This window comes from Klebsiella sp. PL-2018 (assembly GCF_019048985.1).
Classification (GTDB): domain Bacteria; phylum Pseudomonadota; class Gammaproteobacteria; order Enterobacterales; family Enterobacteriaceae; genus Klebsiella; species Klebsiella michiganensis.
Window position 1 is genome coordinate 26,832 of sequence record NZ_CP077677.1, and the last position, 21,108, is coordinate 47,939.

At 49.1% G+C, this 21,108-nt stretch carries 17 protein-coding genes and 2 pseudogenes; 7 read left to right on the plus strand and 12 right to left on the minus strand.

Annotated features, from left to right (window positions below; all coding sequences use genetic code 11):
* Positions 1-8 precede the first annotated feature (8 nt).
* The 5 genes and pseudogenes from MKleb_RS29635 (at position 9) to MKleb_RS29655 (ending at position 6,011) form a co-directional block, all read left to right on the plus strand.
* Positions 9-347, plus strand: a complete 339-nt coding sequence (locus MKleb_RS29635) for a DUF6616 family protein (protein WP_217077158.1) — start codon at positions 9-11, stop codon at positions 345-347.
* 158 nt (positions 348-505) lie between these two features.
* Positions 506-1,129 carry a recombinase family protein gene (locus MKleb_RS29640; protein WP_118284045.1) on the plus strand — a complete coding sequence of 208 codons (624 nt, stop codon included), beginning with the start codon at positions 506-508 and terminating at the stop codon, positions 1,127-1,129.
* Positions 1,130-1,158: 29 nt separating this feature from the next.
* Positions 1,159-4,149 carry a Tn3 family transposase gene (locus MKleb_RS29645; RefSeq protein WP_217077157.1) on the plus strand — a complete coding sequence of 997 codons (2,991 nt, stop codon included), beginning with the start codon at positions 1,159-1,161 and terminating at the stop codon, positions 4,147-4,149.
* Between the two features lie 517 nt (positions 4,150-4,666).
* On the plus strand, positions 4,667-5,287 hold the full coding sequence (locus MKleb_RS29650; protein WP_071830716.1) for a histidine phosphatase family protein: 621 nt from the start codon (positions 4,667-4,669) through the stop codon (positions 5,285-5,287).
* A gap of 122 nt (positions 5,288-5,409) precedes the next feature.
* A pseudogene (locus MKleb_RS29655) lies at positions 5,410-6,011 on the plus strand (tyrosine-type recombinase/integrase).
* 69 nt (positions 6,012-6,080) lie between these two features.
* Here the strand turns inward: MKleb_RS29655 and MKleb_RS29660 are convergent.
* The 12 genes and pseudogenes from MKleb_RS29660 to MKleb_RS30110 form a co-directional block, all read right to left on the minus strand.
* Positions 6,081-6,980: a hypothetical protein gene (locus tag MKleb_RS29660; RefSeq protein WP_217077186.1), complete on the minus strand. Its 900-nt coding sequence runs from the start codon at positions 6,978-6,980 to the stop codon at positions 6,081-6,083.
* A 73-nt stretch (positions 6,981-7,053) separates the two neighbouring features.
* Positions 7,054-7,751 (minus strand): IS1 family transposase gene (locus tag MKleb_RS29665; protein WP_223274117.1). Its coding sequence is split into 2 segments (ribosomal slippage): positions 7,054-7,502 and positions 7,502-7,751, totalling 699 coding nucleotides; the frame shifts between segments, so codons are not numbered across the junction.
* A gap of 151 nt (positions 7,752-7,902) precedes the next feature.
* Positions 7,903-9,738, minus strand: coding sequence for an alpha/beta hydrolase family protein (locus MKleb_RS29670; protein ID WP_217077187.1), 1,836 nt, complete (start codon positions 9,736-9,738; stop codon positions 7,903-7,905).
* A 42-nt stretch (positions 9,739-9,780) separates the two neighbouring features.
* Positions 9,781-11,940 (minus strand): peptidase domain-containing ABC transporter, encoded by a 2,160-nt coding sequence (locus MKleb_RS29675; RefSeq protein ID WP_217077188.1) that lies wholly within the window; start codon positions 11,938-11,940, stop codon positions 9,781-9,783.
* A 10-nt stretch (positions 11,941-11,950) separates the two neighbouring features.
* Positions 11,951-13,165, minus strand: coding sequence for an HlyD family secretion protein (locus MKleb_RS29680; RefSeq protein ID WP_228740835.1), 1,215 nt, complete (start codon positions 13,163-13,165; stop codon positions 11,951-11,953).
* 59 nt (positions 13,166-13,224) lie between these two features.
* On the minus strand, positions 13,225-13,731 hold the full coding sequence (locus MKleb_RS29685; RefSeq protein WP_217077192.1) for a toxin-activating lysine-acyltransferase: 507 nt from the start codon (positions 13,729-13,731) through the stop codon (positions 13,225-13,227).
* Positions 13,732-13,738: 7 nt separating this feature from the next.
* Positions 13,739-15,427, minus strand: coding sequence for a hypothetical protein (locus tag MKleb_RS29690; protein ID WP_217077193.1), 1,689 nt, complete (start codon positions 15,425-15,427; stop codon positions 13,739-13,741).
* Positions 15,428-15,445: 18 nt separating this feature from the next.
* The gene (locus tag MKleb_RS29695) at positions 15,446-16,516 is read right to left on the minus strand and encodes a methyltransferase (protein WP_217077194.1); all 1,071 of its coding nucleotides are present in this window, start codon (positions 16,514-16,516) and stop codon (positions 15,446-15,448) included.
* Positions 16,513-17,574 carry a radical SAM protein gene (locus tag MKleb_RS29700; RefSeq protein WP_324110162.1) on the minus strand — a complete coding sequence of 354 codons (1,062 nt, stop codon included), beginning with the start codon at positions 17,572-17,574 and terminating at the stop codon, positions 16,513-16,515. Before MKleb_RS29700 ends, MKleb_RS29695 begins: the two co-directional genes overlap by 4 nt.
* A 17-nt stretch (positions 17,575-17,591) precedes the next feature.
* Complete coding sequence (locus MKleb_RS29705) at positions 17,592-18,326, minus strand: hypothetical protein (RefSeq protein WP_217077196.1); 735 nt, start codon at positions 18,324-18,326, stop codon at positions 17,592-17,594.
* Positions 18,327-18,332: 6 nt separating this feature from the next.
* Complete coding sequence (locus tag MKleb_RS29710) at positions 18,333-18,665, minus strand: SdpI family protein (RefSeq protein WP_154022755.1); 333 nt, start codon at positions 18,663-18,665, stop codon at positions 18,333-18,335.
* A 467-nt stretch (positions 18,666-19,132) separates the two neighbouring features.
* Positions 19,133-19,234 (minus strand): annotated as a pseudogene (locus tag MKleb_RS30110) (ISNCY family transposase); the annotation flags it as partial.
* A gap of 251 nt (positions 19,235-19,485) precedes the next feature.
* On the opposite strand from MKleb_RS30110, the gene MKleb_RS29720 reads away from it, so the two are divergent.
* On the plus strand, positions 19,486-19,914 hold the full coding sequence (locus tag MKleb_RS29720) for a cell envelope integrity TolA C-terminal domain-containing protein (protein WP_217077198.1): 429 nt from the start codon (positions 19,486-19,488) through the stop codon (positions 19,912-19,914).
* Positions 19,915-19,916: 2 nt separating this feature from the next.
* A complete protein-coding gene (locus MKleb_RS30115) occupies positions 19,917-21,044 on the plus strand; it encodes a hypothetical protein (RefSeq protein ID WP_228740836.1) in 1,128 nt (375 codons plus the stop codon).
* The last annotated feature ends 64 nt before the right edge of the window (positions 21,045-21,108 follow it).

The window sequence follows — 21,108 nt, forward strand, 5'->3', positions numbered from 1 at the left end:
GAAGCCTTATGTCCTGCTATCTTGTTGAACTCTATACGCCCAACGCCGAATGGAAGTCTCTAACTATCGGACTACGCCGGCAGTTTTTGGAAGACATCAACAACTCTATGAGCAGTTTATCCAGTATGGGAGTTGAAATTCTTACGCTTACCGAAATTCAACCAGGTATAGACAGAAGCACAGAACATCGCTTTCTCGGTATTTGGCGTTTTCCTGATGCTCAGACACGCGATGCATTGCTGGCTGGAATTAAGGCCAGTGGATGGTATGAATATTTTGAGCATGTGAACGTGACAGGTACGGATGGTGATTTCGCCCAACACCTTCGAATGTTGGAAAATGCATGAGTGTAATCAGTGGTTGGAAAGCTCTCGAAGGGCGAACGCTATTAAGCAGCCATTTTAAATAGCTAAAAAACAACCAGCCAATTTACATCGCAGATTTGCATTTTTAGCCATATCTTTTACGATAGCCAAATTACCTATACTCATTTTGGCTACCGTAAATGAAAATTGCTCGCATCTATGAAAGAGTCAGTACATCAGAGCAGGATCTGACACGCCAGGCTGACATCGAAAAAACGGCCATTGCCAGTGGTTTTTATATCGCCGGTATTTATCGGGAAAAAGCATCGGGTGCCAGAGCTGACAGACCTGAGCTTCTCCGCATGATCGCCGACCTTCAACCTGGTGATGTAGTGATAGCCGAAAAAATTGACCGTATCAGTCGCCTTCCTCTTCCTGAAGCAGAAAAACTGATTGCTTCTATCAGAGACAAAGGTGCCAGGCTGGCTATTCCAGGCATAGTGGATTTGTCAGAAGTGGTAGCAGAAAATGATGGTGTCTCCCGCATTGTCCTCGAATCTGTTCAGGAGTTGTTGCTGAAACTTGCCCTTCAGACCGCCCGGGATGACTACGAAGTACGACGGGAAAGACAGCGACAGGGGGTTCAGCTCGCCAAAGTTGCAGGCAAGTACGCAGGCAGGAAGGCCGATCTCGTGACCCATGAGCGCATCATTACCCTCCGGCAGTCCGGGTTAACCATTGAGCGCACAGCCACGCTGGCCGGATGCAGCATCAGCCAGGTCAAACGCGTCTGGGCAATCCATCAGTCGCAAAAAAATTCGTGAAATCCCCCCTGAACTAAGGATGGTTTACGATGCCCGTTAATTTTCTTTCCGAAGACCAAAAAGCAGGTTATGGTAACTATCATGGCGAACTGACAAAGGAAACACTGGCGCGTTATTTTCATCTTGATGATTTTGACCGGATGAACATTTCAGAAAAACGGGGAGAGCATAACCGGCTGGGCTATGCCGTATTATTATGTACAGTCCGTTACCTCGGACGTTTCCCAGATTTAACTACAATAATTCCGGTTGCTGCTATTGATTTTCTGGCAGAGCAGCTGCATATTGAGAGTGGTAGTGAACAGGTTAGTATATATAACTCAGGAAAGCAGCGCCGACAGCATATAGATGAAATCACAAAAATATATGGTTACACGGAATTCACCGACACCCGTGTGGCGTTTTCACTGACCCGCTGGTTATATTCTTTATGCTGGACCGGAACAAGTCGTCCGGGTATTCTTTTTGAAAGATGTACAGGATGGCTTTTATCACACAAAGTCTTATTACCCGGATATTCGTTGCTCGAACGTTATATAGCCCGATTACGCAGCAGGGTTGAAAACCGGCTCTGGCAGTCGTTGGCGACCTGTATTGATGACGCTCAGGCACAACGGCTTCTGGAGCTGCTTTCGGTTCCGGCCGGGAGCCGCTATTCGTTACTCGATCAGTTACGTACCGGCCCCACTAAAGTGAATGCCACATCTCTGGTACAGGCCACGGGCCGTCTTCAGACCATACGTAACCTGGGCGTGACATTACCAGCAATTACACCAGTTTCGGATACCCGTATTGCTGCCCTGGCACGTTATGCCTCAACGGCTAAAACAACAGCGCTTCAGCGCTTACCAGAAAAAAGAAAACTGGCTACGCTTGTTGCATTCTCCTGTTGTATGGAGGCGACGGCTCAGGATGATGTACTTGAATTACTTGAAGCACTACTCCGGGATCTGTTCAATGAAGCGGTTCAGGCAGATAAACGGAACCGCCAGCGAACACTTAAAGATCTGGATCGTGCAGCAGAAATACTGGCAAAAGCATGCCGGATGATCCTTGACGAAAAGTTACCCAATACCGATGTTCGTGATAATATCTTCAATATTATCCCCGAAGATGTACTGAAGCATGCAGTCAATAATGTGACATCAATTATTCGTCCGGCTAATAACGTTTATTTCAATGAACTTGATGCGAAATTCAAAACAGTACGGCGATTTTTACCTGATTTACTGTCCGGAATACATTTTGAAGGTAATGCCTCAGCGGAGGCATTAATTAATGCACTTAGCTGGATTGAAGTTAATTTAAAAAAGAAAAAGACAGATAACGATGCACCACGTGAAATAATCAATAAACCGTGGCAGCAACATGTGATGAGAAAAGACGGCAGCATTGATTTTCACGCCTATACGTTTTGCGCACTCAAGGAACTTCAGCTTACACTGAAAAAACGGGATATTTATGTTACCCCCAGTTGGCGTTATGCAGATCCCCGGGCTGGACTTATCGAAGGTAAGGAATGGGAAGCTCTGCGCCCGGTAATCTGCCGCTCTCTGGGATTATCATCAGCACCAGGTGCCACCCTGTCGGCCATCGCAACAGAACTGGATTCAACATATCGTGATGTGCTGGACCGACTACCGGAAAACCCGGCAGTCAGATTTGCGGAGAATGGCGATAAAACGGAGCTGATCCTGAGTCCTCTGGATGCCATTGAAGAAACGCCATCGCTGATCGCATTGCGGCAGCGGGTGGCCGACATGCTGCCACGAGTTGATTTGCCTGAACTGATACTGGAAATCGATGCCCGGACACATTTCACCGGTGCCTTTACCCATTCATCAGAGCAAAGCTCCCGCGTCTCGGACCTGCATATCAGCATCTGCGCCATGCTGATGGCAGAAGCCTGTAACACCGGTCCGGAGCCCTTTATACGTAATGATGTCGCGGCACTGAAGCGTGACCGTCTGACCTGGACAGACAGCAACTACATCAGGGATGAAACGATTCGGGCAGCTAACGCCATTCTGGTCGCAGCACAAAGTGGCGTTCCCCTGGCGAACATCTGGGGTGGTGGTGAGGTGGCGTCAGCCGATGGTATGCGATTTGTTGTTCCTGTGCGCACGGTGCATGCCGGCCCCAACCCAAAATACTTCAAAGAAGGACGAGGGGTTACATGGTACAACCTGATATCTGACCAGTATTCGGGGATAAACGACATCATTGTTCCTGGAACCCTCAGGGATAGCCTGGTCATTCTGGCTGTCGTTCTGGAGCAACAAACGGATCAAATGCCATACCAGATAATGACCGATACTGGTGCATACAGCGATGTTATTTTTGGGCTTTTCCGCCTGCTGGGATATCGTTTTTGTCCAAGGATCGCGGACACGGGGGGAGCCAGATTCTGGCGCACCGACCCTAAAGCAGATTACGGTCCGTTTAACGCGATATCTTCGCATCGCCTTAATTTTGGGAAAAAAACAGAGCCACACTGGGATGATATTCTGCGGCTGATTGCGTCCCTCAAACTTGGACGACTGAACGTCATGTCCATCATGAAAACACTGCAAACGGGCGACAGGCCAACCAGCCTGGCACAGGCAATAGCCGAAATAGGCCGCGCCGATAAAACTATCCATATGCTGACTTACCTCGACGATGAAAACAAACGGCGAAGAACGTTGCAGCAACTCAACCGTGGAGAGGGTCGCCACGCAGTGGCCAGAAATGTCTTTCATGGTAAACGGGGAGAACTGAGACAGGCTTACCGTGAAGGCCAGGAAGATCAGCTTGGATCGTTAGGTCTGGTGCTCAATATTATTGTTCTGTGGAACACGATTTACATAGATGCCGCGATTCAGCAGCTCAGGCATGAAGGTTATCCGGTTCAGGATGAAGATGTTGAAAAACTGTCCCCATTGCAGTGCGGACATATCAATATGCAGGGGCGTTATTCCTTTACGGTGCCGGAATCCGTCAGTAAGGGTGAGCTGAGAGCTTTCAATGAAGAGGCATAATTTATTGATTAATAAATTAATAACCATTTAAATTGACCGCTTAACGGCGTTTACTGTTCCGTTGCTCCTCAAACCCCGAGATACGCCCCGACTGCGGCTGTCGCCTTGTCGGGTCCACTCCGACCGCGTACAAAGGCGTCTGAGACGTTTTAAGTGGGTATGGCTTAACAGGAGGGATGGGATAGGCAAAACCTGTCAAAACGGCTGCCGGCTGCGCCGGGCGACGGCGCCATTTGCCCGTAGTACTCCATTCAACTTCAGCTGGCGCCTCCATGCCGCTGATGCGGCATTCAGAAGCTTCACGATGCTGTAAGTCTTAACGTCTGCTTTGTGCCAGGAGCGGAAGTTAACTACGGATAAAATTCAGCGCCCCACCCCCAGAGCCGCTGCATAACGGCAATAAGCTACACTTGTTCATTATTTCCAAAACAGGAAAGCCTTCCGCTGCTTCAACGGTGTGTGTTTGATATCGCGCAGTTGGGACATTTTGATCAACAACGAGCATGGCCAGCTAACGATGAAATTGATACTTGTTCGACACGCAGAAACAGAGTGGAATTTGGAAGGAATTATTCAGGGGCACAGCGATAGCTCCTTGACCTGTCGGGGTTTGCGTGAAACATCCGTCCTACTAGCAGCGTTTAGTGCAAGTGAGTATCAAATAGAGCGTGTTTACGCTTCTCCGCTTGGGCGTGCCTGGCAAATGGGGCAAAGCCTGGCTGAACACTTTCATTGTTCACTGACGGCTGAACCGGCCCTTAAAGAGCAGGCCTTTGGTCAGTTTGAAGGTATGCCGTTAGAACTACTCAGACAAAAACATCCAAACTATGCAAATGCGTTATTCAGGCTTGATGCAGAGTATTGTCCACCTGGGGGGGAGTCACTGGCGCATGCTTCTCAGCGAGTTATGCGTTTTTTACAAAACCTGGAAGATACCTCATCACATCAACAAACAATATGTATTGTGTCTCACGGGCATGTCAGTCAGGGCACTCTGGCAATTCTTAAAGAAGGGACTGTCAATAGTTTCCCTCGCTATGCTCACCCCAATGCAAGTTATTCTGTTATCGACCTGATTAATGGAAAATGTATCGGCCTAAAGTGGGGGATTGCTACACATTTACGTCACCTGAATTAGTGGCTACCTTCCAAGCATTGAAAACCCATCCTGCCAGAGTCATCATTATTTAAGCATAATGTCCGCTCCTCGCTCATATGGGACAACCATAATCACATCTCCTAACCCAAAGGAGATTGAGCATGACAACATCCCCCTGGAACAAGGGTCGTATTATTGGCCAGAAACGGCCTCTTCAGATATCTCATATCTGGGGAATCCGTATCAGACTTGAGCTGGAAGGAAAAGTACGCGATTTAGCTCTGTTTTACATGGCTCTGGATAGTAAACTTCGGGGCTGTGATCTGGTTAAGCTAAAAGTTTCTGATGTGGCCTATGGGCACTCTATTTCGAGCAGAGCGACAGTGCTGCAGAAAAAACGGGAAGCCCCGTTCAGTTTGAACTGACTAAGGGAACCAGAGAGACTGTGGCCGCGTGGATCAAAAGGGCTCATCTACGTAGTAGCGACTATCTGTTCCAGTCCGGCGTCGATTCTTCACGACATATCTCAACCAGGCAATATAACCGTATTTTTCATGGATGGATTGATAAGGTGGGTCTCGACGAGACTCTGTACGGTACGCATTCTATGCGAAGAACCAAGCCATATCTGATCTATAAAAAAACGAAGAATCTTCGAGTTATCCAGCGACTGTTAGGTCACAAAAAACTCGAAAGTACAGTCCGTTATCTCGGTATTGAAGTGGATGATGCCCTGGAGATATCTGAGTCTATTGAAGTTTAATTTGTGTGGGCTGCAACAGCAGCCCTGTGCCAGAAACTGTAGTAGGATGAAGATAAATTAGCATTGCTGTTAGTCGTGGGTTCTGCAGATTGGTAGAAATTGATAACTTAGGATGCAAGTTCGTCCCGCTCTTTCTGCAGTTTTCATCGAGGGGATATTCTCCGGAATAATTGTGCCCATATACAAAGATAGTTCCGAATCGGAATGAGTTAATAAACGGTACAGCAGGTGTTGCGCTCGGGCTGACAATGATCGACCGCGAAAAGCAGGAAGTATTATTTTTTCAGTAATACGATATCCTCTCAGAAAAGCGATGTTTCCTTTCTGGCATATTAGCAACCCGGCGCGAGCATCGTTTTCATAGATAATATATACTTCTCTCTCGGAAATATGGTCACACAACTCTTCGTCGTCAACTGCTACCAAATTGCTTGCAGTCAGTTCGCGAACTGACCGCCATGTATGCTTATAGGCCTCACTCAGGGCCTGACTACACCAGTCAAAATCTTCGTACGTCGCCACTTGCAAAGTAAGAGATTTATCATTGAATTCAGGGGGATCAGAAAAAGAGGTGGCATATATATACTGATCGGGAATACCCTGCGCGAAGTACTGGCCTGGCACAAGAATGCGAACATACTGAGCTCTGAGTTGTGACCATTCCTTACTAATGAGTTCTAATGCAGTATGACTTAGGTCAGAATCCATACCTACAATATCAATAAAAGGTTTGCTAATATTTCCGCCCTGATAACGGGGGCCAGTAAGAAATTGCTTTCCATCAATTTTGAGTTTTCGTTGTAAAAAATATTCCTGACATAATCCAGTTTCTCTCCAGGGAAATCGCGCCGAGAAACTTCTGTCTGTACACCTCGATTCCTGCTCTGACAACCATTGTTTTAGCCATGAAAGTAGGGTAACTTCAGGCACAGGTAGCTTGGCATATTGAGATAGCATGTAAGATAGCATAAAAAATATTTCGCCCTTGGATGTAAAAATGTTCTTTATAAACAAATCAGAATAGTTCGGTAATGACTCCAACTTACTGATAGTGTTTTATGTTCAGATAATGCCCGATGACTTTGTCATGCAGCTCCACCGATTTTGAGAACGACAGTGACTTCCTGCCCAGCCTTGCCAGATGCTGCCTCAGATTCAGGTTATGCCGCTCAATGCGCTGCGTATATCGCTTGCTGATAACGTGCAGTTCTCCCTTCAGGCGTGATTCATAAAGCGGCCAGCCATCCGTCATCCATACCACGACCTCAAAGGCCGACAGCAGGCCAAGAAGACGCTCCAGCGTGGCCAACGTGCGTTCACCGAATACGTGCGCCACAACCGTCCTCCGTATCCTGTCATACGCGTAAAACAACCAGCGCTGGCGTGATTTAGCGCCGACGTAACCCCACTGTTCGTCCATTTCCGCGCAAACAATGACGTCACTGCCCGGTTGTATGCGTGAGTTTACCGACTGCGGCCTGAGTTTTTTAAGTGTCGTAAAATCGTGTTGAGGCCAACGCCCATAATGCGTGCACTGGCGCGACATCCGACGCCATTCATGGCCATATCAATAATTTTCTGGTGTGTACCGGGCTGAGAGGCGGTGTAAGTGAACTGTAGCTGCCATGTTTTACGGCAGTGAGAGCAGAGATAGCGCTGATGTCCGGCAGTGCTTTTACCGTTACGCACCACGCCTTCAGTAGCTGAACAGGAGGGACAGCTGATAGAAACAGAAGCCACTGGAGCACCTCAAAAACACCATCATACACTAAATCAGTAAGTTGGCACCATTACCAAGAAATAGAGTCCACACATGAGTTTGCGATACCTTAAATCCGTGGTGAGTATATAAAATTTTTGTTTCTAAACAGCAGTTCAATTCTATTTTACCTTATGTTGTCAATGCGATTGAGTCAAAGAACTCTAGGGCAGCAACTACAGCACAAGCTATGTTCTCTCTTGAAAGCACATCGTGACCTTCATCGGGGATCACCTTAAAATGACATTCACGGCGTAATTCACACATAGACTGATAGAACTTAAGACTTTGTTCGATACTGACGACTTGATCATTTTTACTGTGCAAAAGAAGAATTGGCGCAGTAATTGCCTCACAGAGATATAAAGGCGAGGCTTGTTGCAGCTTGGTCGAAGCTTCAGGCTGATGGGGATTGGCAATCAAATGGTAAAAAGCCTGTTGTAGCGGTAACCATAATGCAGGGAGCTCAGTTAAGATCGCCAACAAATCAGTCGGTGCATTGAGCGTTGCTGCTCCGGCAAATGGCGTCTCTTTCCGCGCTAGTTGTAACAAACTGGCCAGCCCGCCAAAACTGGTGCCAAATGCGAAAATGCGCGTCTTATCAATGGAAAAATCCCTCATTACCCTCTGCAACGCAACGGTCAGATCTTGTTGAATATTGTCACCCCAGTGACCGATGCTTTTACGTATATAGCTGCGGCCATACCCAGTAGAGCCGCGAAAATTAACCTGCAACACGGCATAGCCCGCACTGGCAAAACATTGCACAATCGCGTTAAAACCCCAGCTATCGTTCGTCCAGGGGCCAGCATGTGGGAAAAGAATTAATGGACAGGCCTGCTTCGTTTTCGGCATCGTTAAAAAACAGGGCAGCACTGTGCCATCGTGGCTATTGAGAGTCAGGGAGGTCATTGGGCGTAAACGCTGCACATCGATATCTGGCAAGCTACAGCCAAGCGAGATGAACAGCTCTGTAGTGCAATCATATAAAAAAGATGACTCAGGAACCGTGTCCCCCGCACCCGCTACAATATAACGGCGCTTATCAGCCGAAACAGCTTTAATGCGCAGCAGGGGCAGTGCCGTCTTTGCTTTCAGCAGAGTATGCAATTGCCGGGCATCCGGGGCGAAAAAGAGCGGGTCATGGCGCGCTGTGGCAAAAATAACACCTTCAATATGGCCTTCGCTGTCCAGCCCTGTGATCCCCGCCACATCGCCCTCCACACCTGTCTCGCACCAAACCAGCGTAAAGGCCTCGCGGCAAGAGACTTTCGCCAACGAGGTAAATTCTCGGTCTAAATTGGTCAGCGCATAAAAATCATCCTGCGGATCGGCGCTGGTAAACAGTGGAATAAAAACCCCATCAAAGGGTAATGAAGAGATCGGGGTAAATTGCTGCGTCGCGGCATCCGGCATCAGAATTTGATAACCCTGCGTCGTGATGCGAAAAATCATTCTGAGCTGACCGCTCCAGTCGAAGAAATAATTCACCTCATCGTCGGGGCAGACTCTTAATACACTGCGCTCGCGTGTGGTGATATTAAGCAGACTGATCGTCTTGCGCGTTTTATCCGTGTCATAAACCAGAACATGTTCCGGCGCAGAGGGTAATAGCGCCGCCAGTTCACACTCATCGTTGCCCGACGATAAATCCAACAGTGAGGAAGCCTGGCGGTAAGCGAACAATTTTTTCATCGATGAGGCGCGGTTCACGGCCACGATAATAATCATCTCTGCGGTTTTCCACTCCAGATCAACAACGGTGTCACCGTCAGGAATGCTCACCTGGGCTGTACGGCTGCGCTGTAAGGCGTCATCGAACCGATCAATAACGAGCAGGGTTTCCGGCCCTTTCTGCCGGATATACGCCAGGTGTTCCCCCGTCGCCGAAAGTTTAAATAAAAATTGAAAAGGAGATAGAAAGAAGTGCGCAACGGCAGCGTGCGCTTGTTCGCTCTGTTTCGGCATAATTCCCTCACTTGGTCTGCGCTCCGTTATCACTCCAGTCTATTATTCATAGGCAGCCCGCGCTACTGCAAGAGAGGCCAAATAGGACTCGGTGCTGGTCATATACAGTGACCCCTGATCGAGCACCAAAACCCGGCTGGCTGAAGCAATCGTCTCTGGACGATGGGCCACAAATAAGCGCGTCATATTTAATGTATCAATCGCCCTGGTCACCGCTTTCTCATGGACAATATCCAGATGGCTGGTAGCTTCGTCCAGCAACAGGATGCGCGGTTGTTTATAAAGCGCGCGGGCCAGTAACACACGCTGTTTTTGCCCGCCGGAAAGCACTGTCCCCATGTCCCCGACTAGCGTGCTGTACGCCATGGGCATTCGCACAATGTCTTCATGCACCGCTGCCAGCGAAGCGCACGTCATCATGCGTTCAAAGTCCGCCGCCGGATCGAAAAAACAGATGTTGTCGGCGATCGTCCCGGCAAACAGCACATCATCTTGCAGTACCGTACCGGTAAGCTGGCGTACACGCTCCATGCCCAGCCGGGCAATATCTACTTCGCCCAACATGATGTGGCCTGCCGAGGGCGACAACACGCCGAGAACAATATTCATCAGTGTCGTTTTCCCACATCCAGAGGGGCCAACCAGCGCAACTGACTCGCCAGGTAGCACGGTAAAAGAGACATTTTTCAGGATCTCTGGTTCACTCTCTGCGTAGCAAAAGGAAACTTTGTCAAAGCGGATGCCATAGTGCTCTTGCGCATCGTTTGCATACACATTAATGCGCTGGCTGTGATCTTCCGCTTCGGTCAGCACGATATCGGACAACCGTTCGCCCTGTAAGCGCAACATTCTGACTTCAAAATACTTATCAATTAAACTGCTGACGCGGGTATCAAAATGTAATTTATAGGCATTGAAGGCGATCAGCACCCCGACGGTGAATTCCTTATCAATGACCATGCGCGCGCCCAGCCACATGATCAACAACCCTTCTAGGCCAAATAACAACCCATTGATCTGCTGCGACACCAGTTGCAACTTCTGCACATGCAAACCGGCGTTAATCTGCGCGATAAATAGCGACAACCAGCTTTCACGCCGGTCTGCCTGGCGGTTAAAGAGTTTGATGGTTTTCAGCCCGCGTAATGTTTCCAGAAAGTGGCTTTGTTGCTTAGCGCCCTGAACGATATTCTCTTCCGTGGCCTGCCGCAAAGGCTGGTACATCACCGCGCGAATCACGCCATATATCACCATCACTCCCAGCGCAATGGCCGCCAGCTTTGGGCTATACACAAACATCATGATTAACGTCACTACCGTTACCATGCCATCGAGTAGACCGCCCAGAAAAGAGGTACTCAGCGTCTGTTGAATGGTATCAATCGCACCGAAACGGGAAATCACGTCACCAAGATGGCGCCGCTCAAAATATTGCACCGGTAATGAAATCAAATGCGAGAACACATTTGAACGCCACTGGATGTTGAAGGTGGTGCTAAAAAACATCAACGTCCAGTCTTTGGCGGCAAACGTTACCTGTTGGAATATCAACACCAGCGCAAAACCAATGACCAACACGGTTAATAAATCCGTGTCATTGCTGACCACCACTTCATCAATAACCCATTGCAAAAACAGCGGCTGAATCAAAGAAAAAACTTCCAGGCACAGCGCGAGCAGAACAATCAGCACCAGCGAGCTGCCCAGACCTTTGAGCGGACCAAACAGCGTGCGCAACCTGATGCGAGGCTCGTGCGGGCGCGACTCGAATTGCTCCGTAGGCCATACATCGAGCGCCACGCCGGTAAAGTTTCGGGATAACTCACCCCGCGTGATCTTCACGACACCACAGGCGGGATCATGAATGATCGCTCCGTCGCGGGTCATTTTTTTCAGCACGACAAAGTGACGGAAATTCCAGTGCAAAATACAGGGCAAACGCAGTTGTGATAATTTTGTCAAGTCAATACGCATTGCCCGGGTACCAAGATTCAGTGCTTGCGCAATTTTCATCACGGTGCGCAGGTCGGTGCCTTTCAGTGACACGGCAAAACGTGACCGCAGAGCAGCAAGGGTAAGGTGATGGCCGTAATACCCCGCTATCATAGCAATACATGCCAGCCCGCACTCTGTGGACTCAGTTTGTAAAATCATCGGTAATTTACGGCCAAAGCCGGGGGATAATCGGTCAAATATCTGCATAGTCTGCGCGTTATAGTTTTCCCGTCATGCTGAAAACAGGCTCCAGCATCCACTCATAAATACGCCGGTGCTCCTGCACAATATCGGCTTCTAGTAGCATCCCCGCCTGCAATGGCTGTGGCTCGCCATAGACATGGACACGCTGCTCATCAAGGTTGGCGGTGACACGGTAAAACGTAGTGCCGCCGCTATTGGCCACCAGCGTGGGCAGCTCTTCCCGCGACAGATCGGCCGCCGATAAAGCCGCCAGCGTAATCGACGCTATTCTGGCGCGATATTGACCAAATTTTTGCCAAGGAAAAGCCTGATAACGAATCAAAACCGCATCGCCAGGTTTAATAAAACCAATGTCGCCGCTGGGCACATATAACCGCACCTGCCAGTGCGCATCATCGGGAATAATGGTTGCCACCGGGTGTTGAGTATCAACACTTTGCCCAACCTCGGCAATGGTTGCCGTCACGGTACCGTCGATCGGCGCGCTGACGGCAATTTCGCGTTGCGATTCCAGCGCAATTAAGGTGGTGTTGGAGTCAATAACGCTGCGTTCAATTTGCGATAGCTGGTTTTGCTGTTTCAGATCTAAATTGGTTAATTCGGTAGTCGCATCGTTGATAGCACTAGTAATACTTACCTGCTCCCGCTCAAAGGAGAGCAAATCGGATTGCAAATCAAGTAGCGCGTCCTGGTGCACCTGGAACTGATCGCGGGTGATGTAGTTGCGCGTCAATAATTGCTGATAGCGGTTATTAACATCTTTCGCTAGTGAAATACGCGTTTGTTGTGTAGCAATCTGCGTGTTAACCCGCGCCAATTGCGTTCGCAAATTAACGAGTTTCTCCTGCGTATTTTGTTTTTCCTGCCACTGCATACGTTGCAGTTTTTCGCTCTCTTCCTGCAGGGATTTTTTATAATTACGCACCTGATTAACCAGCGCGGCTTGTGTTTCACCATCAGCCATACTGCGCAAGTCGGTGGAAACTGTATAAAGAAGGTCACCTTTTTTGATAGGCTGCCCTTCATGTACCGCTTTATTGACTACCACGCCCGGCTGTTGCGGGTAGATTTTCACCAACCCTTTATCTGGTACTACGATCCCTTCGACAGTTGTACGCCTAGCGTAACTACCCAGCATCATAAACAGCACAATGGCCAGCGCCGCACACAGGCTAATAGTCAATATCAGAGTTGATGAAACAGGCCGGATAAGCACAATTTCGCTCATTGCCGGGGTCCGTTGAGCTTCCACTGCCTCCTGACGAAACAACGGATTGCGCTGATGAGTCATGAGGCACTCTCACGCGTGGGTTGCCCCAGCAATTCCACAAACCGGATGCTATCCATTACGCTAAGGTGACGCCGGTCAATATGTAGACGATAAATGGTCTGGCTTTTAGCCTGGCGGGAACACCAGTACACCGTCCGGTACCCGGCAAACACGGTGCTGAGCAGTTCAATTAGTTCAGGCTCTGACAGAGCTTCCAGCATGCAAAAATCCACCAGCCACAAATAATCGCCTTCTGACCATTCGCTCCAGTGCAGCACATAATCACTGTAAATCAGTCGGGCTAAGGTCTCTTCCTGCAAAAAAGCCCATGTCATAAATCCAACAGGCAGACCGCTGCGAAAATAGACGTAAGCTTGTTGATGCTCCAGCGCATTAAAGATCCAAGCCCCCAGCCAGTTGGCCGGACATCGCCCATACATTGGGTGTCGGGCAATGACGCTGGCAATGGCCCCCAACTGCATTGCTTTTTGTTCATCTTTTTTGCGCCAATACTGGATGCTCATTCGCCTTTTACCCCTCAGGAAACAGGCACAACTGCACCTGCTGGCAGTAATCGCGAAACGCGCGCCCTGCCTCGCACGTGGCCATAAATGCGTGCAGATCTTGCGGAGCGACCTGACGTGACCGCCCCCCGGTTGAAACCTTGAATGACCCCGCCTGCATATCAAAGATCACGACGGTATTGTTGCCCTGCCAGCAGATCGTTTGCATACCTGCGTCGGCAGTAAGATGAAAGCGCCAGTGGGCAACCCGCGCTTCACACCAGGGCAGTAAAATGTCGACTTTCTCATTCAGGGCAAGATCCGCGTCAACAAGAATGCCATCAAGAGAATCAATCATCGCCCTCCAACTTACGGCCTGGCGTGGGCAGAGAAATTTTGCCGCATTGATATCGACCGCTAGGGCGAGATCCTGCGCTGCGATACCGTGCTCTTGCGCAACAACAATGGCCCGGCGACGAACAGTTTCACGCTGGGATAACCAAGTCGCAACCCGTGTCTGCTGAAAAAAGCCCGCCTGTGTTGGCGCAGTAGCCGCACGGCTAAAACTGATCGCAGCCAGAGGCAGTGCTGCCGCAGGTGGTTGCATCCAGAAAGGCAACGAAGGCAGGATAGCCAGCAGCGAGGTGGCCCACGTCTGCACGGCGGTTTCGCTGTAGATACTTTGCGCTATCAGCCGGGGGATGCCCATCACGCACAACAAATTGAAGGCATACTGCTGATGCAGCGTCTGTTCAAATTCCGTCAGGACATCGCGCGTCAGTGCCTGCATGGTAGACTGAGAAAGGTGGGTATATTTGGCGTAATGGAAAATCCATGATCCGAGCACATCTGCCACCAAAGCAAATTGCCCCCACAGTGTTGCCCATGCGCTATCCATGCCGAAATCCACAGGCAAATGACGGGGATCCAGCGGTGAAAGCGAGGTAAAGTCATGCCACTTACCGTCCAGCGAAAAATTAGATGAAGAGATGCTGTGATACAAAAACCGCGAAGTGGCGCAGGCTATTTGCGCCGCCTGCCTGCGGGCGAACTCAGCCAGCCCTTCAGCCAAGCAGTGCTCAGTATCGCCGCACAAATGAAAGGTGTCGGCTAAGATGTCTGGCAGCTGTCGGCACATTTGCACCGTGCGCCTGACATCGGCGGCCTGTTCATGGCGACCACCCTGTGCGCCACCGCGAAAGTAGGCCGCACGCTCGAAATGGGCCGGGCGTAAATAACCCTCGCGCAGCAGCAACGCACGGGAAAACGTAGAATGTGCGGGTACAGCAAGGATAGCCAAGCAACGATTCGCCCCGAATGGCAATACCGTGTCGAGAATGCGGCTCCAGATCATCTCATAGAGCGCCGCAGAGAGCGTAAGCTCGCCATCGCTCTGCCCGACATCATCCTCGCCGATTACCCCCAACAGCGGATTGGGTCCAATTCCTTTAAGCTGATAACGCTCACCATCGAAGCCGCAACGCGCCCCACCGCCATGCACACCGATGCCGCTGCCCCCATAGCGCTCGCCGTAAAAGGTTTTACCTGCCAGCTCGCATCGAGATCCTTCGGTATCCACCGTCCATGAAAAACGGCGCAACACGGCCTCATCATGTAATTCCAGAGTCCGATCGCGAAAGATAAGCTGGCAGCCCGGTTGCCTGCGGGTGTCAAATGGGACCAGGCTGGGTTGCAAATGATGAGTAACGCTGCTCATACCGGACCTGACAGATTATTACACATACCACAGCCCCTGCTGTGGATGGGCACTGTCAAACAAATCCAAGACTTTCACTTTCCCGCTACCGTGCTGGATATGCAGAGCCGTACTGATTAACGCCGTGGCATGATTTTCAGCAAGGAAATGCGTCAGCTTCGCTTTTATGTCGTCAAGTTCACCTACATTCATCGCCGCCGAGGAGAAAGCCAGCCCCTCAAAATATTCGTACCCAGGTGCCATACGGTGCTGAGACAGGATTGTGAGCTGGCAATCCATCTGGCTGGCTTTCGCCCAGTCGATTAACCGTGCCATTACCACGGGCTCCACCCCGTCGCTTAACGTTGTACCAATGATCTGCGCCTGTCCTCCTAGTTTCAGGTAACGGGGTAATCCTTCCAGCACTCGCCACGTCACGGCCCAACCATCATTACCGCCGTGCCCGACAAAGGGATAGGGCAGCTCATCGGGGAACGGCAGCAGCGGCGGGTTGCAGACAATGTGGTCAAATTGCGCGTCGCTTTGCAGCGCGTTGTAGAGGTCGCCGACCAGGATATCCCAGTTTTCCAGCCCGTTGAGGCTGCGGTTTATCTCTGCCACGGCGGCAGACAAGGGGTTAATTTCAACCGAGACCACACGTGCAGCTTTTGCGGCACAATAGATGGACTGCACGCCAGGCCCGGAACACAAATCTAGCGTGGTACCTTCTACCACAGGACGCAACCGCGTGAGCAAGCCAAAGGAGTCATCACCGTAATAGATTTTTGGATTGGTGTCAGGGGTTTCAAAAAGTAGCCAGTTACCCAGCACCATAAATAATGAAAACCCGCGGCTCTGCAGTACCTGCCGATCGCGCTGCAGGATCTCGCGCGCTATCAGGGGGGCAAGTAACGCCAGTTCTTGCGCCGAGAAGGCGCTCAATTCGACAGGCTCGTTGATCAGCAGCAGCCGGTAAAATGCATGCAAGCGGGCATCGGAAATGAGATCGTTTATTGCCGCCCAACGGGTGAGGCGTGGTGTTCCGGGAAAGAAGGAGCTACAGAGCTCGGCATAACCGATGTCATTTAAATAACGCGTCAGGTTTTTCATATGTTTTCGTAAAGAGGGTAAATTTCCGGGAGGTAATCTCTTAATATCTGGCGGGACTCAGCGATATTCACCACGTCCTCACAGATCTCGCATACCGAAGCGTAACGGGGTTTGAAAAGCGGTTGCGTCGCAATATCGCTGACGAATTTCATCAAAAACCAGGGGCCAAATTTTCGAATCGCCTGAATAACCAACCTCTGTTCCCCTTGGCGGAGCAACGCCGCGACGTTTGCATCCCGAACATCGCCAAAATCGAGGAATTCGTTACCATGCGCGTTGATCCCGCAACAGGCCAGCAGGTGACTGCCTGCGGATAACGCGGCACTGTTCACCGCCCAGGGGCATTTCAGATTGAGGATGGATTGCTTACGCGGATAAATAATGTCCCGCTCGGCGACCGCAATACCCCGACCCAAGCGCTGTAAGCGCGCATTGGAAATTAAATAACAGGTACCATCTGCACTACGCGACATCGAATGTTGCGGCGTGCCATGCTCATCCCAATAAACCGGGATTGTTTCCCCAAGTTGCTGTTGGATAAAATCACTGGTGATCGTCGAGTTGTGGCCATAACAGTTGGCGATCACCACGCTGTCAAAGCCCTTGTTCTTGCTTGCGCGCCAGGCATTAAAGACATTTTCATAATTAATATCCCGGGCATGATAATCATCGAGGCTGTAATTCACCTCGGATAATCCACACTCGCGAAGAGTATTAATCATCGCCTCAGCTTTTTGCATCGTGGTTGCCCACGATGCATTCGTCACAATACGTGTTTTAAGGCCTTTCTCATGGCAATACGCGATGGCATCAAAAAGATCGTTGCGCAGCAGCGTCGGTTCACCGCCAGCAAATACCACCACTTCGGGGTGGTTTTCGTCGATCATTAACTGATCAACGGTTTGTGTAATAGTCGATAATGCAACTTTTCCCCGACGCTGCGGTGAAGAATACATAGAACAATGGTCACAAAACGCAGTGCATCTGTTGGTTGTAAGGATGGTAAACTGGCTCAATTTGGACATACGTATTCGTTCCACAATCTCTGAAAGTGCCATGGCTTGCTGATATCTATTTAGTGAAGAAGATCGGCGTGAATAATTTGATAACCTTCTGCGTTGCAGGAAAGCGAAAGGGTAATATTGAACTCCTTATACGCAACAGTGGAAATATCATTCTGGCCATTGTGCAACAAATTGGTACGGAGTGATTTTTCTGCCAGATGCTTGATCAGAGTAGCCTGACGATACACGTTCAGCCCGCGCTGTTCTAAAACGGTTTGCAAGCTGGATGACAGTGCGCCGTTACGAAGAATAATCTGCGCCAACAACCCGTTATCAGCCTGATGATAAGATGATGCGCTTACTCCCCCCGCCCCGGCCCAGCCATTCACATTAGCCATAATATTGGCATTGGCCAGAGCATTGGCATTAGCCACAGCATTGGCATTGGCCAGCGCCAGCGCATTAACCACTACCGCGGCAAGGGCCGCCGCAGCACCTCCGCCGACTTCATCAATCCAGCCATCATCGTCATCCAACTCATTCAGCCCGCCATCGTGAGGGATATCTTTCTGCTGATTAATGCCAATAACCGACTGGATAATAACTGTTCTCGCTGAATCAGAGACGCTCGCAAGGTAGTCAGAAAAAAGGATCTCTTCCCCCCCCTTGCGGATAAAAAAATCGATATTGTTCTGTTTTATCGCTAATATCGGCTGAGCCAAAAAATCATCGATTAAGATTTTATTACAGGCAACGCTAGCTCGAATTTTCCCTATGGAATTAAGAAAATCACTTGTTTCGTTCATGCTGTATCATTCCTTTTTCATTACAATGAGTTTCAAAAATGTAACGACTACAGGCACTGAAACTTCAATGATAAACAACACAAGAATGAGGTCAGCGTTGCTGTCACCATTGCGCCAGATGCCTGACAACACTGACACTAAGAAAAAGACAAAAACAGAAACGATCATCGACAGCCCATAAATACGGTTGGCCTGAAACCAGATCTTAGGATTATTTAAAGTTAATGAGGTACGAACACCATACCATCGATTCGGTTTAACTTTTTGTCGTGCAAGAGGTATAGCAATAATAAACAGAAGTAAGCTGCCAATGCTGAGGTAGAAAAAGTTATCGTTCACCCCCCTCTCCTTTTCATTATTATCTAAAATATGATATCCATTCTCATATTTATATAATATAAATGTTTTTACTATACGAGTATAGTCCTGCGTTTAATGTAAAAAAAATGATCTCAATCAAGAAAAAAGACCTCCTTGGGGAGGAAGTACAGGCTTAATGGTCTCTGATAGGACCTTGTTGAATACATCAAAACCGCTCTATTCATACCTTTGACTAGCATGAATATCGAAGATAAAACCACTGATAAAAGCGATAGGTTTTCGAGGTATATTTCAAACCATGTTACCTACCTGTCGCGCACACGTCCTAACTGCAATGGCGACAGATAAATCCGCTAACAGTGCGTCTGGCAGTTAATGTGGCGGGAGCGATGAAGCTGTTTAATCGCTGTGGCTGGCAGGCAGAACCTGATTATGACTCACCAAGTATTCGCTGATGGCCGGACAGGAAGTGCCAGGGAGGGGGATTAGTGGCCGATCTGCACCAGGTCGTCTTCCGTCAGACCGGTCATTTTAATGACGGTATTGCGGTCAATGCCGTTCTGCAGCATGGTACGGGCAACTTCGAGTTTGCCTGCCTGCAGCGGATCGTAAAATTCATCCAGCCAGCGGATGGAATACAGCGCTTACATACACTTGCTCTCTTTTTGGGGGAGTTCCGAGAACATCATTTTCTGATCTCAGCGAAAGTTAGCGCCGATGCCCCATTTGGTTCTTCACTGTGCAAAAGGCTACCGGAAGACCATTATTACTGGGCGTTTACGTCTGTTAAAAAACAGTATTAATATCTAATTTTCAAAACAGTACTGTGACGTCCACAATGGCAATAGAATATATCAGGCGGATTCTTTTATTTCTCTCTTTTCTGCTGATCGCCTGTACCGGCGACAGAGAACAACGCAACCCGGCCCTGGAACCTTTCGTAACGAGCCGGACTCTGCTGCATAAGAACCAGCTCTATGCGGAACAGATATCCCATGCGGTGTATGATCAGTTTTCTGACATTCAGTCATACAGGGGAAAAAAAAGTACTGTAGGAATTTCCATACAGCCAGATGGCATGCTGTTGAGTGCAGCGACTGATAAAAGTGATCCTAAATTTTGCCAAGCCTTTCTTTCAACCATGTCCTGCGCAAAAAGCCCATCGGCTCCGAATAAAGAGACCTGGCAGAAAATCAGAAATGCCTTACTCCCCCTCTTTTCAGAGGAAAGTTCTTCGCCCCTTCTGGCCTCCAGATCACAGGAATGACAATGAAAAAGACCGCCTGGCTTATCAGCTTAATGCCTGCTGTACTGTCTCTTATTATTATAAGAACATACCTTGGTTATTTTAATAACGGCTCGTTATTTACAGAGAACCTGTCAGTAACGGGGATATTTAATTACGTCTTTATTTTTATGATACTGACAACAACAGGGGCCGGGTTGATTTTTTTCCTGCCTTCACTAATTTTTTGCCTGTCCTTACCGAAAAATGTGATAACAATTCACAATTATCGTGACATAAAAGGAAGGATATCTCTGGCTGCCCTGCTGTCTTTTCCTCTGACTGTTTTTACGTTTTTTCTATGGGCTTATCTTTCCGCCGGCTACCCTAATTATGAGCCTGCACTGGGATGGCTTTTTTCACTAGCAGGGAGCTCATCGGTCGTTCTGATCAACTACCTTTTTCTCAGACAGGCGGCAAAAACTGCTCAGGAGTTTCAGCGTGCTAAAGCTCGACGGAAAACAGCTTGCTGGCTTTTCATCGGCAGTCCGCTTCTCATTTTCGCCATTATCCTTTGCTTCACGTTTTGCGTCCTTACCATTATCAGATGGGTAGATAAGCAGGTAGCGGGGGACAGCATTCTCACAATACTGAAACTTGCCACCTTGATTTCGGGGTTAGGCGTATTGTTAATGTTGCCCGGTGCGGTGTATGTAAATACTGATAAAGCTGCACAGAATGAGTCATGGCATATCAGGTTTACACTTGTCTCAGTGAGCCTCTGGCTCTTCATAACCAGTATGTTTGTGTCATCGTTTTATCCTGTCCTCATCGACAAAACGATGGCATTTGCGGGTATTTCGGATTGGCAGACACGGCGTTTTCAGGTGGAAGAAAGTAAGTTTCCGGTCTCACATTTCAGCAATCAGGACTGGCATGTTGCCGATAAGATCCCTGGTAAAAGTTACACGGTGCAGGGTATTATGGTTTATTCCCTTAACAACGTCAGACTGCTGTGCCCTGAATCCGTCAGGGAACCATACAGAAATATGCTTCAGTTTATTCCTTTGGATCGGGTTTATGACCAGAACAGATCTAACGAACTGAAGAAAGCCTCAGCCAGATGTCAGCCATTTGTACAGGGCGGCATTACGCGGCTTTCTGAAAAATAGTCCGGGCCGGACTGTCTGACTGCGAGGGTGACCGACGCCGAGTTGGTGACGAATAATGTGCGGG

Excerpts from the sequence above, each read along its gene's own strand:
- MKleb_RS29635 (WP_217077158.1), top strand. The coding sequence starts at position 9 with ATGTCCTGCTATCTTGTTGAACTCTATACGCCCAACGCCGAATGGAAG.
- MKleb_RS29675 (WP_217077188.1), bottom strand. The coding sequence starts at position 11,940 with ATGCAGATATTTGACCGATTATCCCCCGGCTTTGGCCGTAAATTACCG.
- MKleb_RS29700 (WP_324110162.1), bottom strand. The coding sequence starts at position 17,574 with ATGGCACTTTCAGAGATTGTGGAACGAATACGTATGTCCAAATTGAGC.
- MKleb_RS30115 (WP_228740836.1), top strand. The coding sequence starts at position 19,917 with ATGAAAAAGACCGCCTGGCTTATCAGCTTAATGCCTGCTGTACTGTCT.
- MKleb_RS29720 (WP_217077198.1), top strand. The coding sequence starts at position 19,486 with ATGGCAATAGAATATATCAGGCGGATTCTTTTATTTCTCTCTTTTCTG.
- MKleb_RS29695 (WP_217077194.1), bottom strand. The coding sequence starts at position 16,516 with ATGAAAAACCTGACGCGTTATTTAAATGACATCGGTTATGCCGAGCTC.
- MKleb_RS29705 (WP_217077196.1), bottom strand. The coding sequence starts at position 18,326 with ATGAACGAAACAAGTGATTTTCTTAATTCCATAGGGAAAATTCGAGCT.
- MKleb_RS29640 (WP_118284045.1), top strand. The coding sequence starts at position 506 with ATGAAAATTGCTCGCATCTATGAAAGAGTCAGTACATCAGAGCAGGAT.
- MKleb_RS29680 (WP_228740835.1), bottom strand. The coding sequence starts at position 13,165 with ATGAGCGAAATTGTGCTTATCCGGCCTGTTTCATCAACTCTGATATTG.
- MKleb_RS29685 (WP_217077192.1), bottom strand. The coding sequence starts at position 13,731 with ATGAGCATCCAGTATTGGCGCAAAAAAGATGAACAAAAAGCAATGCAG.
- MKleb_RS29650 (WP_071830716.1), top strand. The coding sequence starts at position 4,667 with ATGAAATTGATACTTGTTCGACACGCAGAAACAGAGTGGAATTTGGAA.
- MKleb_RS29660 (WP_217077186.1), bottom strand. The coding sequence starts at position 6,980 with ATGCTATCTTACATGCTATCTCAATATGCCAAGCTACCTGTGCCTGAA.
- MKleb_RS29690 (WP_217077193.1), bottom strand. The coding sequence starts at position 15,427 with ATGAGCAGCGTTACTCATCATTTGCAACCCAGCCTGGTCCCATTTGAC.
- MKleb_RS29645 (WP_217077157.1), top strand. The coding sequence starts at position 1,159 with ATGCCCGTTAATTTTCTTTCCGAAGACCAAAAAGCAGGTTATGGTAAC.
- MKleb_RS29670 (WP_217077187.1), bottom strand. The coding sequence starts at position 9,738 with ATGCCGAAACAGAGCGAACAAGCGCACGCTGCCGTTGCGCACTTCTTT.